At 68.8% G+C, this 13,703-nt stretch carries 14 protein-coding genes; 9 read left to right on the forward strand and 5 right to left on the reverse strand.

Going from position 1 to position 13,703, the window contains the following annotated elements; all coding sequences use genetic code 11:
• Positions 1-45 precede the first annotated feature (45 nt).
• From DKM19_RS01540 to DKM19_RS01560, 5 genes are all read left to right on the forward strand, one after another.
• On the forward strand, positions 46-846 hold the full coding sequence (locus DKM19_RS01540; RefSeq protein WP_110694155.1) for a DinB family protein: 801 nt from the start codon (positions 46-48) through the stop codon (positions 844-846).
• 2 nt (positions 847-848) lie between these two features.
• Entirely contained in the window at positions 849-1,535 is a 687-nt protein-coding gene (locus tag DKM19_RS01545; RefSeq protein ID WP_110694156.1) for an alpha/beta fold hydrolase, read from the forward strand.
• A gap of 278 nt (positions 1,536-1,813) precedes the next feature.
• Positions 1,814-2,380: a GNAT family N-acetyltransferase gene (locus DKM19_RS01550; RefSeq protein WP_110694157.1), complete on the forward strand. Its 567-nt coding sequence runs from the start codon at positions 1,814-1,816 to the stop codon at positions 2,378-2,380.
• Between the two features lie 266 nt (positions 2,381-2,646).
• Positions 2,647-3,690, forward strand: a complete 1,044-nt coding sequence (locus DKM19_RS01555; RefSeq protein WP_110694158.1) for an amidohydrolase family protein — start codon at positions 2,647-2,649, stop codon at positions 3,688-3,690.
• Complete coding sequence (locus DKM19_RS01560; RefSeq protein ID WP_110694159.1) at positions 3,690-4,004, forward strand: NifU family protein; 315 nt, start codon at positions 3,690-3,692, stop codon at positions 4,002-4,004. The genes DKM19_RS01555 and DKM19_RS01560 overlap by 1 nt, the downstream gene beginning before the upstream one ends.
• Positions 4,005-4,245: 241 nt before the next feature.
• On the opposite strand, the gene DKM19_RS01565 is transcribed toward DKM19_RS01560, so the two are convergent.
• From DKM19_RS01565 to DKM19_RS01585, 5 genes are all read right to left on the reverse strand, one after another.
• Positions 4,246-5,193 carry a LysR family transcriptional regulator gene (locus tag DKM19_RS01565; protein WP_110694160.1) on the reverse strand — a complete coding sequence of 316 codons (948 nt, stop codon included), beginning with the start codon at positions 5,191-5,193 and terminating at the stop codon, positions 4,246-4,248.
• 246 nt (positions 5,194-5,439) lie between these two features.
• Positions 5,440-6,165 carry a S9 family peptidase gene (locus tag DKM19_RS01570; protein WP_110694161.1) on the reverse strand — a complete coding sequence of 242 codons (726 nt, stop codon included), beginning with the start codon at positions 6,163-6,165 and terminating at the stop codon, positions 5,440-5,442.
• Between the two features lie 213 nt (positions 6,166-6,378).
• A complete protein-coding gene (locus DKM19_RS01575; protein WP_110694162.1) occupies positions 6,379-8,091 on the reverse strand; it encodes an amidohydrolase in 1,713 nt (570 codons plus the stop codon).
• On the reverse strand, positions 8,091-9,059 hold the full coding sequence (locus tag DKM19_RS01580) for a GTP-binding protein (protein ID WP_162641198.1): 969 nt from the start codon (positions 9,057-9,059) through the stop codon (positions 8,091-8,093). The genes DKM19_RS01575 and DKM19_RS01580 overlap by 1 nt, the downstream gene beginning before the upstream one ends.
• Positions 9,060-9,222: 163 nt before the next feature.
• Positions 9,223-9,642 carry a RidA family protein gene (locus tag DKM19_RS01585; protein WP_110694164.1) on the reverse strand — a complete coding sequence of 140 codons (420 nt, stop codon included), beginning with the start codon at positions 9,640-9,642 and terminating at the stop codon, positions 9,223-9,225.
• Positions 9,643-9,783: 141 nt separating this feature from the next.
• On the opposite strand from DKM19_RS01585, the gene DKM19_RS01590 reads away from it, so the two are divergent.
• From DKM19_RS01590 to DKM19_RS01605, 4 genes are read left to right on the forward strand one after another with little or no spacing between them, the layout of a single operon-like run.
• On the forward strand, positions 9,784-10,605 hold the full coding sequence (locus DKM19_RS01590; RefSeq protein ID WP_110694165.1) for a fumarylacetoacetate hydrolase family protein: 822 nt from the start codon (positions 9,784-9,786) through the stop codon (positions 10,603-10,605).
• Between the two features lie 11 nt (positions 10,606-10,616).
• Complete coding sequence (locus DKM19_RS01595) at positions 10,617-11,102, forward strand: cupin domain-containing protein (RefSeq protein WP_110694166.1); 486 nt, start codon at positions 10,617-10,619, stop codon at positions 11,100-11,102.
• The gene (locus tag DKM19_RS01600; RefSeq protein ID WP_110694167.1) at positions 11,099-12,037 is read left to right on the forward strand and encodes an acyl-CoA thioesterase II; all 939 of its coding nucleotides are present in this window, start codon (positions 11,099-11,101) and stop codon (positions 12,035-12,037) included. Before DKM19_RS01595 ends, DKM19_RS01600 begins: the two co-directional genes overlap by 4 nt.
• Positions 12,037-13,695: an AMP-binding protein gene (locus DKM19_RS01605; RefSeq protein ID WP_110694168.1), complete on the forward strand. Its 1,659-nt coding sequence runs from the start codon at positions 12,037-12,039 to the stop codon at positions 13,693-13,695. Before DKM19_RS01600 ends, DKM19_RS01605 begins: the two co-directional genes overlap by 1 nt.
• The last annotated feature ends 8 nt before the right edge of the window (positions 13,696-13,703 follow it).

Below are 13,703 nucleotides of genomic sequence, written 5' to 3' on the forward strand. Positions count from 1 at the left end.
CAAACCGGAAGCAGAACGTCCGGAACTGGTCCTAGCGTGATCCCCATGACCGAGTTCCGCGAGCAGGACCTCACCGGAGCACGCTTCGAGCGCGTGAGCCTCCGGGGTGCCACTTTCACCAAGGTGTATCTCAACAAAGCCGACATGCACGCGGTCGACCTCACCGGGGCGCGGCTCCACGGCGTCCTGTTCAACGAGAGCCGGATGCGCGGCGTCGAGCTGATCGACGTCGAGATCAGCGGCGTGTTGCATAACGTCGTCGTGAACGGCGTCGACATCGCACCGCTCGTCGATGCCGAACTGAACCGTCGCATGCCCGAGCGGGCGAAGATGCGCCCCGACGACGGCGACGGGTTCCGTGAGGCGTGGGCGATCCTGGAGCGGCTGTGGGAGGGCACCGTCGCGCGTGCGAGGACGTTTCCCGAAGCGGCGCTCCACCGTGGCGTCGACGACGAGTGGTCCTTCATCCAGACTCTGCGGCACCTCAACTTCGCCAGTGCCGCCTGGGTGGACCGGATGATCCTCGGCAACCCCTCGCCGTGGCACCGGCTGGACCTGCCGTGGGACGAGGCGCCCGGGTGGGACGGCATCCCGTGGGACCGCGAGGCAAGGCCCTCGCTCGACGAGGTGCTCACGGTCCGACACGAACGCCAGGCGACGGTCCGCCGCGTCATGGAGTCGCTCACCGACGAGCAACTCGCCTCCGAGGTGACTCGCACCGAGCCGGGATGGCCCCAGGAGGAGGGCGTCCCGTTCAAGGAATGTCTCCGCATCGTCCTCAACGAGGAATGGGAGCACCGGCTCTATGCCGAACGTGATCTGACCGCACTGGAGAAAGAGAACTGATTATGGACATCCTGCTCATCGGCGGCCTGTGGCTCGACGGATCCGCATGGGACGACGTCGTGTCCGCACTTGAGCCGCTCGGCCACCGCCCCGTGCCGCTCACCCTCCCGGGTCAGGGTGACGGAACGGCGTCCGCCACGCTCGACGACCAGGTGGCAGCGGTGCTCGCCGCCGTGGACTCGGCGTCAGGAAAGCCCATGGTGGTAGGGCATTCCGCCGCCTGCACGCTGGCTTGGCTGGCCGCCGACGCGCGGCCGGAGCGGGTCGCGAAAGTCGTCCTCATCGGCGGCTTCCCGTCCGCCGACGGGGACTCCTACGCCGACTTCTTCGAGGTGAAGGACGGCGTCATGCCCTTCCCCGGCTGGGGCCCGTTCGAGGGGCCGGACTCCGCCGACCTCGACGAGGAGGCCAGGCGGACCATCGCGTCCGCTGCGATCCCCGTCCCCGAGGGGGTGGCCAAGGGCGTGGTGCGTCTGGCGGACGAGCGACGCTTCGACGTTCCGGTCGTGCTCGTGTGCCCCGAGTTCGCCCCTGCCCAGGCCAAGGAGTGGATCGACGCCGGTGACGTGCCCGAGCTCGCCAAGGCCAAGCACCTCGACCTCGTCGACATCGACTCGGGCCATTGGCCCATGTTCAGCGAGCCGATCGAACTCGCCCGGCTCCTCGCCGCGGCGGCCTCCGAGGCCTGACACGGAGCCGCAGCCGGGGGCCGGATCCGCTTCCGAGGCCTGACGTGGAGCCACAACCGGGGGCCGGATCCGCTTCCGAGGCCTGACGTGGAGCCGAGGCCCGGGGGGCCGGGCACGTCGCGCGCCATCGACGAGGAACTCCGCCGCAGGTTTTCCGACCGCGTTTCCCGACGCCGGGCTCACAGCGGTGATCGACCGGCCGGGCGGCGAGCGGTTGTGCGCGTCGAGCTCGCGAGCAGGGAAGAGAAGATGGAGCGCACGCGCGAAAGGACTCAAGGATGTCGTACGTGATCCGGCCCCTGGACGCCTCTACGTGGGCCGCCTTCGCGGAGCTCGTCGAGCGCAACAACGGGGTCTTCGGTGGGTGCTGGTGCATCGGTTACCACCTGGAGCGCGGCCAGAAGGAGATCAGCCATCGCGCGGCCAAGGAGGACCGGGTCCGGACAGGTCGCGCTCACGCCGCGCTCGTCCTCGACGAGGACGGCGCCGCACAGGGGTGGTGCCAGTACGGCAGCCCCGAGGAACTTCCCGGCATCAAGCACAGGCGCGAGTACGAGAAGGACACGCCGCCCCGTCCGGACTGGCGGATCACCTGCTTCTACGTCGACAGGAAACATCGCGGCCAGGGCGTCGCACGGGCGGCGCTGGAAGGCGCGCTCGATCAGATCGCCCAAGCCGGCGGCGGTCTCGTGGAGGCCATCTCCGAGGTGACCACCGGCCGCGAGGCGCCGGGCCGTTTCCTGTTCAGCGCGACCGTCGAACTCCTCGAGCAGTTCGGATTCACCCGCGGCCGGCAGGTCGGCAAGCACGCATGGGTCGTGAACAAGGTGGTCGATCCGGTGTGAGGATCCGCCACCAGGCCTCTGCCACGCTCTTCCCACTCTGCGGATTCCGCACGCCCATGCCGCAGAGCGTGTGCGTCGAGTCGGCCAAGCATCCGGTGGGTGCGGGTGTCAACCGTCTGCCTTCCATCGAATGTGACCTGAGCCATAACTAAAGTCAGTCGGACCGCGCGGAAACAGTATTGGATGCCCCGATCCCCGGACTCCTACGTTGGGAAAAGCAGCCTGTTCCATGAGGCGATTCGCCTCAGCACGTAAAGGGAGTCCTTATGATCGGCGACACGTTTGTCTTCGACTGCGTCTGCCACGTTTACGACTTCTCACCCGCGAACCAGCGTAAGGAACTGCGGGAGATGGAGCCGATGATGTACGGCTGGCGCATCGCCATGGACTCCATGAAGTACCAGCCGCAGATGGGCGAGTTCGCCGGTGACTTCGACTGGGAGACGAAGTTCACGACCGAGCAGATGTACGAGATGGAGTTCGTCCAGTCGCCGGTCGACATGGCGATGGCCTGCGCGGTCCCGGTGTGGGACTGGTTCCAGGACTCGTTCTCCTCCATCGAGGCGCAGCACGCCTTCGCCTCGGCGTACCCGGAGAGGGTGCTGCTCTCGGGCGGGGTGGACCCGATCCACCACGGTCTGCACGGAGCGAAGGTCGAGATGATCCGCCAGAGGGAGGAGCTGGGCGCCCGCTCGTTCAAGTTCTACAACGGTCACATCGACAAGTCGTGGCGCTGCGACGACCGGGAGCTCGCCTACCCGCTCTACGAGCAGGCGATGAACCTGGGCGTCGACGTGCTCCAGTTCCACAAGGGCCTCCCGTTCGGCATGTGGGACGTCGACGTCCTGCGACCGGTCGATCTCCAGAGGCCGGCTCGTGACTTCCCCGACCTGAAGTTCGTGATCCACCACCTCGCGCTGCCTTACTTCGACGAGGTCGTCTCGATCGCGTCGCGGTTCCCGAACGTCTACCTCGCCCTCTCCGGCGTCCTGAGCTTTTACAAGGTCGCGCCGCGTCAGGTGCAGGAGCAGATGGGGCGCCTTCTCATGGAGGTCGGCCCCGACAAGCTGATGTGGGGCTCCGAGGCCGCGATGACGGGCGCGCCGGCTCCGTTCCTCGAGGACTTCGTCAACCTGGAGATCCCGGACGACCTGCGCCAGGGCTACGGCTACCCGCAGATCACCCACTCCGACAAGGAGAAGATCCTCGGCCTCAACATGGCCCGCCTGTTCAACGTCGACGTCGAGGCGAAGAAGGCCGAGCTCAAGGCGCTCGGCGAGCCGGCGTCCCAGGTGAGCGGCGGGATCTGATGGGCGGCGCAGGCGTCGATCGCGAGGCGGTCGAGCGTCGTGTCCGATCGGTGGACCGGATGATGTTCGTCCACCGCGGTGGTGTCGAGCTTGCCGACGTCGACGACCAGGGCAACGTCGAGGTGAGGTACACCGGCATGTGCACCGGGTGCACCTATCGCCCCGTCTGCTCTGAGGTCACCGTACGGCCCGCTCTCCTGGCGATCGAGGGCGTCGTCTCGGTGAAGATCCAGGGCGGACGGATCGACGAAGGCAATCAGGCCCGCTTGGTGGAGGATCTGGAGAGGTGGCGGCGCGAGAACGATCAAGGTTAGTGGAGTGCCTCCGAACCTGGGTGGCTGGTGTTGAACGGCCTTGCAATGATCATGGTGGAGTGTCATACCCACGATCTGGCTGCCACCGGGGTCGGGTTCGCTCCAGAGGGGAGCAGCTAGGCCCTATCTGGGCTTTTTGCGGGCCCGGTGAAGGGACCAAGATTACTTGACGCGAAAAACGCCGGTCTCCCAGACCGGATGTTTCGGGGCGGACGCCGCTGCCGATCACGGGAAAACCCCGTCACCTTGTGTGCGGTGCCGCCGGCTGGGCGCTCTGATGCCGTACGGGCCGCAGGCCGCCGGAGGAATCCAGTGCGGCCCGGGCAGCACTGCGCATGTGGACGACCGCCGGGGACGCGTCCTCGCCTTCGCGCCAGGCGAGGGCGACGGTGGGGCTCTCCACATCGATGACCGGGATGAACCGGACGGGCCTGCCCTGGTAGTTGCGCTCGACCCACGCGGGTGCGATGCCGACGGCTTCGGCGGCGGCGACGAGCTGAATGAACTTGTCCATCGTTCGTACCCGGTGATGAACCACCGGTGGCACCATGCGGTGGCTCGCCGCGAGCCAGTAACCGCGGCAGATCTCGTCGGGGGTGTCCGTGGAGACCCAGGGCTCCTCAAGGATTTCGCCGATGGACAGGCTCGACCGGTCGCTGAGCGGATGCTCGTCGAAGAGGGTGGCGACCACACCCGGCTGCTCGAGCGGCATGAAGCTCAGGTCTTCCTCGTGCATCGGGAGCACGACGAAGGCGACGTCCGTCTCGCCGGCTCGCAGACCGGCCGAGGGCTTGTCGAATGTGTACTCGACGAACTCGATCCGGCTCCCGGAGGCGACCTGGCGGAATGCCCGGAGCACACGGGAGATGATGTCGACCTGGGTGCCGACGATCAGCCCGACCCGCACGACGGAGTGGACGCCCGTCGCCGCGGCCCTGGCGGCGTCGACGGCATGCTCCAGTTCGAGCAGGGAGGCTCGGACGTGAGGGAGGAACGCCTCGCCTGCCGGGGTCAGATCGACGCCCTTGGCGTGCCGGGAGAACAGCGCGACACCGAGTTCGGCCTCCAGCGCGCGGATCTGCGAGGAGAGCGCCGGCTGCGTGACGAAGAGTGACTGCGCGGCGCGCGTGACGTGGCCGTGTTCGGCCACGGCGATGAAACATTCGAGCTGGTGGATCCGCAGAGTCATCGGGTCACCTCCCCATTGTCCGCATCCCCCTCAGGATAGGCACGAAATGTGACAGGGGCGTTCCGGACGCCGTACGCGGAGGCTCGGAGCGCCGCCGCCCCGCCGCACGCGGAGGATCGATGCATGTCTGCCCCGCCGCCCGTGGAGGATCGGAGCGCCGCCGCCCCGCCGCACGCGGAGAATCGGGACGTCGCCGCCCCGAGACGTCGTACGTGGAGGCTCGGGGCGTAGCGGCCCCGGGTGCGGTCACACGTGGGAGGAGATCCACTCCACCACGAGCCCCGCGGTGGCCTCGCGGCAGTCGTCGCCGTAGTAGACCTCGAAGAAGTGCCCGGAGCCGTCGATGATCTCCAGGCGTGTCTCGGCGTTGCCGTGCTTCACGAGGGCGTCGCGCATCAGGACCGAGTGGTGCATGGGCGAGTGCATGTCGGCCGTGCCCGCGATCAGGAGGGTCGGGGCCTTGATCCGGTCGGCGTAGTTGATCGCGGCGTAACGTTCGTACGGCGTCGGGTCGATGTCGGGGTCGGCGCCGCCGAACCGTGCGACCAGGGCGTCGAAGCGGGCGGGAGCATAGGTCCGGGTCGCCCGGACATAGCCGAGGAAGTCGGTGACCGGGTGGACGGCGCCGACGGCCTTCACCCGCGCGTCCTTCGCGGCGGTACGGAGGCTGACCATGGAGCCCCGCGAGTGACCGGCCATCGCGATCCGGTCGGCGTCGATGCTCTCGTGAGCCGCGAGGTAGTCGAGCGCGGCGACGACGTCATCGTCGTCGTCGAGCAGGTCCATCCCGCGGTAGCGGATGGCCAGAACGGCGAAGCCGGCCTTCAGGAGCGCGTCGCGGATGAACCCGAGACCCGCGATGTCGCGGGTCAGGCCGGGGCAGAGAAGCACCGCGGGATGGGCGGAGGCGCCCTCGGGCAGGTGCAACTGTCCGTCCATGCCGGTGCCGGCGACGTTGATCGTGACGTCCATCGGATTACCTCTCGTGTTTCAGTGTGGGTCCGACCAGCCGACTTTCAGTGAGGGCTCGGACCGGCCGACTTTTCCGCATGGGTGGGCCGGTCGGCTTTCAGCGTGAATGGGCCGGCCCACCTTTCAGCGTGGGTCCGGGTCGATCGACTTGGCGTGGGGCCGGGCCGGTCGAGGCCGATCGGGGGAGTCTGCCAGGGTGGCTCGTGCCGGGTGTCAGCCTCGCTCATAGACCGTTTTTCCACCCACGACGGTCTCGGCGACCTTCAGGGACAGGAAGTCGGCGTCGGGGGTCAGCAGGGGATCACCGGTGAGCACGGCGAGGTCGGCGAGCTTGCCGGGTTCGAGGCTCCCCTTGAGGTGCTCCTCGCCGGTCGCGACGGCGTTGTTGATCGTCCAGATCCGCAGGGCGGTCTCGCGGTCGATCTTCTCCTCCGGCATGAGGACGCCGGCGAGCGTCTCCTGGGAGAAGGTCGCCCACAGCCCGAGAAACGGGTTCTCGGAGTCGTAGGCCACCGCCGGGCAGTCGCTGCCTCCTGTGACGAGGTGGCCGGCGCCGATCCAGGTGCGGATCGGCTGGCCCCAGCGCAGCACCGTTCGCCGGTGCTCGGTCGTGACGCCGGGGGGCTCCTCCAGGTGGAGGCTCTGCAGGGCCTGCTGCATCGCCGCCGAGCGTCCGGCTCCCACGTAGGACAGATGGGGGTTGGCGGCGATGGTGACCCCGAGATCCAGCAGCCGGCGCTGGTGGTCGGGGTTCACCAGCCCGAACGCGTGCTCGTACGACCACCGCGCTCCGTCGATGGCGTGCTCCCGGTGGGCCTCCTCCATGGCGTCGAGGAGGATCTCGATGTCGTTGCCGAGGTCGCCCGGAGTCCCGTGGATCGCGAAGGACCATCCCAGGCGGTTGCCCTCGACGAGCAGGGCCCGGATCTTCTCGGGATGCATCGACCAGTAGCCGTAGTTCTGTGCGACGACCTTGAGGCCGCCGATCCTCAGCCATTCGTCGCCGAAGCCCTGTTTGGGACCCATGTACGCGCGCAGGGCCGCGATGATCTGATCCGTCGGCAGATACTGAACGGGAAGCCCGAGAACGAGGTTGGTACGGACCGTCGCCTCGCCCCGGCGTACGAGCTCGACGTACGTGTCGATCTCCCGGGGGGCGACCCCCATGTCGCGGACGCCGGTGATCCCCGCGGCGTTGAAGGTGCGCATCTGCGCCCGGAGGGCCCTGAGGTTCGTGTCGACGTCGAAGTCCAGGAAGTCCCACATCTTGATGGGCTGCCCAAGGCGTTTCCACCAGTTCAGGCGTGCTCGGTCGCCGGCGCCGACGATGAGATGCCCTGTCGGAACACCCGCCTCGTCCCGCACGATGTGCCCGTCCGCGAGTTCGGGGTCGCCTTCGGGCTCCGGGGTGTTCGCGTCGATCCCCGCGAGTTCGAGCGCCCGGGTGTTGACGATGATGTTCCGGCCGCCGTCGGCCACGTAGACGGGGTTGTCCGGTGCCGCCGCGTCGAGGTCGTGTCTGTTCGGGAACCGGCCGTCCGTCAGCGCGCCACGGAACAGACAGGAGGTCGTGATCCATTCGCCGGGCCGTACCCGGCGGGCGCGCGCTGCGATCAGAGCCTGGATCTCGGCGATCGAGGTCGACGAGGCGACGTTGACCTTCGCTCCCGCCTCGGCGCTGTCGAGGCCGGCCATGAGCTGGTGGGTGTGGTTGTCGATCAGTCCCGGGATGACGCTCGCGCCGTGGAGATCGGACACCCGTGTCCCGCGTCCCGCCAACGGCAGCACGTCCGCATCGGTGCCCACCGCGACGATCCGGTCGCCTTCGACGGCGATCGCCTCGGCGATGGTGGACACGCCGTCGAGGGTGATGACGTGGGCGTTGTGCAGGACGGTGTCGGGGACGAGGCGTCCATCTTCGATCATCACGCTGTCTCCTGGTCGGACGGCTCCATGGCGGCCAGATCGGCCCTTATCGATTCGGCGGCGATGCCCTTGCCGATGACGACGACCCGTGTGTGGCCGTCCCCCGGTTCTCGGCGGGCGGCCGGCGAGGCGAGCACGGTCACGCGTGCTCCGACGCGGTGCAGCGCCACGTCCGCCTCGCCCTGCCGGATGAGCGCCTTGACCCGGTAGACGCTCGGCGGCAGGGCCTCCACCCAGGCGAGCAGCGGCTCAAGGCCGATCTCTCGGTCGACCTCCCACGCGACGCTGTCGTAGCCGGGCTCCGTGTGGACGGCCCGCCGCCGGGTCGAGATCGTGGGGACCCCGGCCACCTCGCCGAGGAGGCCGGCAGCCGACCGGCCCCCGTCGGACGGCAGGACGGCCGCGCGTGGGTTGAGTCTGGCCAGGCGTCCGCCGATGGCGGTGACCACCTCCGGCGCCACGAGGTCCGACTTGCCGACCACAAAGAGGTCGGCGCTGACGATCTGGCTGTACGCGGCCTCCGCGTCGGCGAGGTTGCGGTCGAAGTTCTCCGCGTCCACCACGGTGACGACCTGACTCAGCCGGAGGTCGGTGGGGAAGACTCCGTGTGCGAGGAGGTCGGCGACGCCCAGCGGATCCGAGACGCCGCTGGTCTCGACGACGATGGCGTCCAGCTCCGAGGCCCTCTGGGCCAGCAGGGCGAGCGCCCTGCCGACGTCGCCGCGGCTCTCGCAGCACATGCAGCCTCCGGGCAGCTCGATCACCGACTGCGCGGCCCCTTCCAGGAGCGCGCCGTCGATGCCGAGCTCGCCCAGCTCGTTCACGATGACCGCGACCCGGGTGCCGCCGCCCGCGTCGAGCAGCCCTCTGACAAAGGTCGTCTTGCCGCTGCCGAGGAACCCCGTGACGATCGCGACCGGCAGCGCCGTGGCCCCGGTCACCGGGGCGAGCACCTGGTCCGCCTTCACTGAGTCAGCCTCTCGGGTCTGGTGACAGCCGCCGGTACGCGGAGGCATGCGCGTCAGTGGCGAACTTATTGCGTCATAGCGATCATCGTCTACGACGCAATACATTCGTTTTTAGCGTCGCCTCATTCGAGAACCGTTATGACGCGCCCCGGTCGCTGTTCGGTCACCGGCCGGGGTGGAGGAGACGCGACTGCGGAATGACAGCCACGCCGACGATCTCGACCATTGCCTCGGGCTGCCAGAGGGCGGTGCAGCCGATGCCGGCCATGGCGGGGTAGGTCGGGCCGGCCAGTTCCTTCCACACCTTTCCGATCTCCCTGCCGTGAGCCTGGTAGTCCGGGATATCGGTCAGGTATATGGTCACGCTGACGAGGTCTTCGGGCTCGCCGCCGACCTCGCGGAGCGTGACGACGACGTTCGACAGCGCCTGGCGGAACTGTTCGACGATGCCGCCGGAGACGATCTTCATCTCCGCGTCGAGGGCCGTCTGGCCGGCCAGATAGAGCGTGTTCCCGGAGAGGGTCCCGTGCGAGAAACCGCTGGGGGCGGGCAGGGCATCGGGGTTGACGGCAACCGGTCGCATGGCGGTCTCCTTGCGCTGTGGGTGGGCCTGGCGAGGCATCCGAGCATTCGAGATTCTATTGACATTTTCTGACGCTCGTGAAGAATACGGCATACATATTGTCTCGTACAGACCTGATCGATCACTGCGAGGAGGCCGGTAGTGAAGCTGGCGACGCTTGCCGACCGCCACGGCGTGACCGCTGCCGCCATCTGGGTGGAGGGGCACTGGCGCCGGCTGCCGTTCCCCGATCTGAACGACCTCCTGACGCACACGGGCGCCGCGATCGACACGGTCGCCCACCTTGCCGAGGAACCTCTCGAAGGCAGGCGTCTCGCCTGCCCGCTGCCGCGGCCGGCGAAGGTCGTCTGCTGCGGACTCAACTACGCCGATCACATCCGGGAGATGGGCCGGGAGCTTCCGGCGCATCCGACCCTCTTCGCCAAGTACGCCGACAGCCTGATCGGCCCCGAGGACGACATCGCGCTTCCCACCGGCGTCGACGTCGACTGGGAGGCGGAGCTCGCCGTCGTCGTCGGAGCGGACCTCGAACGGGCGGACGTCGTCACCGCCGGTCGGGCGATCGCGGCGTACACGGTCGCCAACGACATCTCCGTGCGGGACTGGCAGAACCGCACCCTCCAGTGGTTCCAGGGCAAGGCGTGGGACCGCTCGACCCCGCTCGGCCCGGTGCTGGTCACCCCTGACGAGATCGACGTGGCAGCCGGTGTCGACGTGATCTGCCGGGTCAACGGGGTGCAGCGCCAGCGAGGCAACACCGGGGCCCTCGTCTTCGACCCGGCGGCGCTGCTGGCCTACGTCTCGACCTTCACCCGGCTGCGCCCCGGCGACGTCGTCCTGACCGGCACACCCGGCGGCGTCGGGATGGGGATGAAGCCGCCCCTCTACCTGGCCGATGGCGACGTGGTCGAGACCGAGATCCCCGGCATCGGCACCCTGCAGAACCGTTTCACGACCCGTTGAGGAGCAACACGATGGAACCCGATCCGAGCAAGTACGAACTCGAGGGCGACAACTCGATGTACGCCGGCGCGAGCGGCCTCGTCGTGCCGGTGGTGACCCGAGGGGGGCTGGAGGTGGGCGACACCGGCCAGTCCGCGGGTGCCACGCGCGTCTCCGGCGTCAGCGTCCAGCACACCCCCGCGACCAAGCTGTGGTTCGGCAAGGTCAGCAACGATCCGGGCTACCGGTCGGTGACGCATCACCACGGCGAGGCCGAGACCGGAGGCTACGTGCTCTCCGGCCGGGCGCGGATCTACTTCGGCGAGCGGTTCGAGGACTACACCGACATGGAGGAGGGCGACTGGGTCTTCGTCCCGCCCTTCATGCCGCACATCGAGTGCAACCTGGATCGCAACAAACCGCTGACCTGGATGACGACCCGCACGCCCGAGAACATCGTCGTCAATCTCGCGGACGTCCCCGACGCGGACCTGCGTGACTGGCTGGACCGGCCGTGACCAACCCCGCGGGTCCCACCAGCGAGATCTTCACGGCCGCCGTCACCCTGAAGGCCGCCGAGCCCGAGCACCTCGACCTCGCCTTCAGCGCCGTCACCCAGCCCTGCCCCTGGCCCAAGGCGTACGGCGGTGACATGGTCGCCCAGGCGGCGGCCGCCGCCATGCGGTCGGTGCCCGGGGGAGAGGGCGGCAAGACCCTGCACTCGATGCACTCCTACTTCCTGCGGCCCGTCGACATCGGCGCCGAGGTGCGCTACGAGGTGGAGCTGCTGCGCGACGGCCGCGGCTACGCCACCCGGCAGGTACGCGGCTTCCAGAACGGCAAACCGGTCTACGTCTGCCTGGCCAACTTCGCCGCCGGCGAGCCGGGCGGCAGCTTCACCGCCGATGCCCCGCTCGGCGTTCCCGCCCCCGAGGAACTGCCCGGCTCCGCGTCGTACCTCGCCGGCTTCGGGCTGGAGGGAACGATGACCGAGCAGTCGCGGGCCTACTGGGCCGGCGGCCGCGGCTTCGACATGCGCCACGTGCCCGGCCCCGTCTATCTCGCCGTGGAGGGGGAGCGGGTCCCGCACCAGGCCGTGTGGGTCAGGCCGTTCGACGCGCTGCGTCCCGTCGAGGGTCTCAGCGACGAGCAGCGCGACCTGGCCGCACTCGCCTACGTCTGCGACTACACCATCCTCGAGCCGGTGCTGCGGGTTCTCGGCCTCGCCTGGGCCGATCCCGGCCTGGTGACGGCGAGCCTCGACCACTCGATGTGGTTCCACCGCGCACCAGGCCCCGGCGTCGTCGACGACTGGCTGCTCTACGCGCAGGAGGCCGGCGCCGCCGAGTCCGGCCGCGGGCTGGCCACCGGCCGCTTCTTCACCCGAGACCACACCCACCTGGCCACCGTCGTCCAGGAAGGCATGATCCGCACCCCCAAAGGACGACCCTGATGGATCTCAGGCCCTCTGCCTACTCCGACACCTTCGCCCGTGACCACCTGCCGCCGTACGAGCAGTGGCCGGTGCTCGAGTTCACGACCGAGATGGTGCAGTACCCCGAGCGGCTCAACGCCGCGACCGAGCTCATCGACGTTCCGGTGGCACGATTCGGCGCCGGCCGTCCGGCCCTGCGGACGCCGGCGGGCGAGATCTGGACCTACGGCGAACTGCAGCGGCGTGCCAATCAGGTCGCGCAGGTGCTCACCGAGGACCTCGGCCTCGTACCCGGAAACCGGGTGCTGCTGCGATCGCCCAACAACCCGTGGACCGTCGCCGCCTGGCTGGGCGTTCTCAAGGCCGGCGGCATCGTCGTCACCACGATGGCCGCCCTCCGCGCCCGCGAGCTGGCCCCCATCGTCGAGAAGACCCGGCCGGCGATCGCGCTGGTCGACCACCGCTTCGTCGAAGACGTCGAGACCGTCCGCGACACCGTCAGCCAGGGGCTCACGATCATGGCGTACGGCGGTGAGGGGGCGGACGACCTGACGCGGCGGGCCACGGTGAAGTCCGGCGAGTTCGTGAACGTCGCGACCGCCGCCGACGACATCGCGCTCTTCGGGCCGACCTCCGGCAGCACGGGCGTTCCGAAGATCACCACGCACTTCCACCGCGACGTCCTCTCCATCGACAACACCTTCGGCCGCAACATCCTGCGACTGCGCTCCGACGACCTGGTCTCGTGCACCGCGCCGTTCGCGTTCACCTTCGGCCTCGGCATGCTCGTCGTCTTCCCCCTGCGGGTCGGCGCGTGCGCCTTCCTCACCGAGTCGGCCACCCCGGTCCAGCTGGCCGACCTCGTCGCCACCTACGGCGTGACCGTGCTGGCGACCGCGCCCACGGCGTACAAGCAGATCCTCAAGTCGGGCAACGCCAAGCGCCTGAGCAGCCTTCGCTCGGCCGTCAGCGCCGGCGAGCACATCCCGCGGAGAGTCTGGGAGCAGGTCCGTGACGAGCTCGGCCTTGAGATCATCGACGGTATCGGGGCGACCGAGATGCTGCACATCTTCATCTCCGCGCGGGGGGCGGACATCCACCCCGGGGCGACCGGGAAACCGGTGCCGGGCTATCGGGCGACCATCCTCGACCCGGACGGCGAAGAGGTCGGTCCCGGGGTGGAAGGCATGCTCGCCGTCATCGGTCCGGTCGGCTGCCGCTACCTCGACGACGAACGGCAGAGGCAGTACGTCGTCAACGGCTGGAACGTCACCGGCGACACCTTCGTCCGGGACGAGAACGGCTACTTCTTCTACCGGGCCCGCACCGACAACATGATCGTCTCCTCCGGTTACAACATCGGCGGCCCCGAGGTGGAGGCCGCGATCGACACCCATCCCGACGTCGTCGAGTCGGCGGTCGTGGCCGAGCCCCACGCCGAGCGAGGCTCGATCGTCTGCGCCTTCGTGGTGCTTCGCGAGGGCGTCGCCGGCGATGCGGCCAAGGTCCGGGAGATCCAGGACCACGTCAAGAGCCAGCTCGCGCCGTTCAAGTATCCGCGCGACGTCCGGTTCATCGACGCGCTGCCGCGCAACCGCAGCGGCAAGCTGCAGCACTTCGTGCTCCGCCACATCGTCGAGCAAGAGCAGGCCGACGTTCCTGCCGCCTCCCAGTGAAAGGAACT

This window comes from Streptosporangium sp. 'caverna' (assembly GCF_003203775.1).
Lineage (GTDB): Bacteria > Actinomycetota > Actinomycetes > Streptosporangiales > Streptosporangiaceae > Streptosporangium > Streptosporangium subroseum.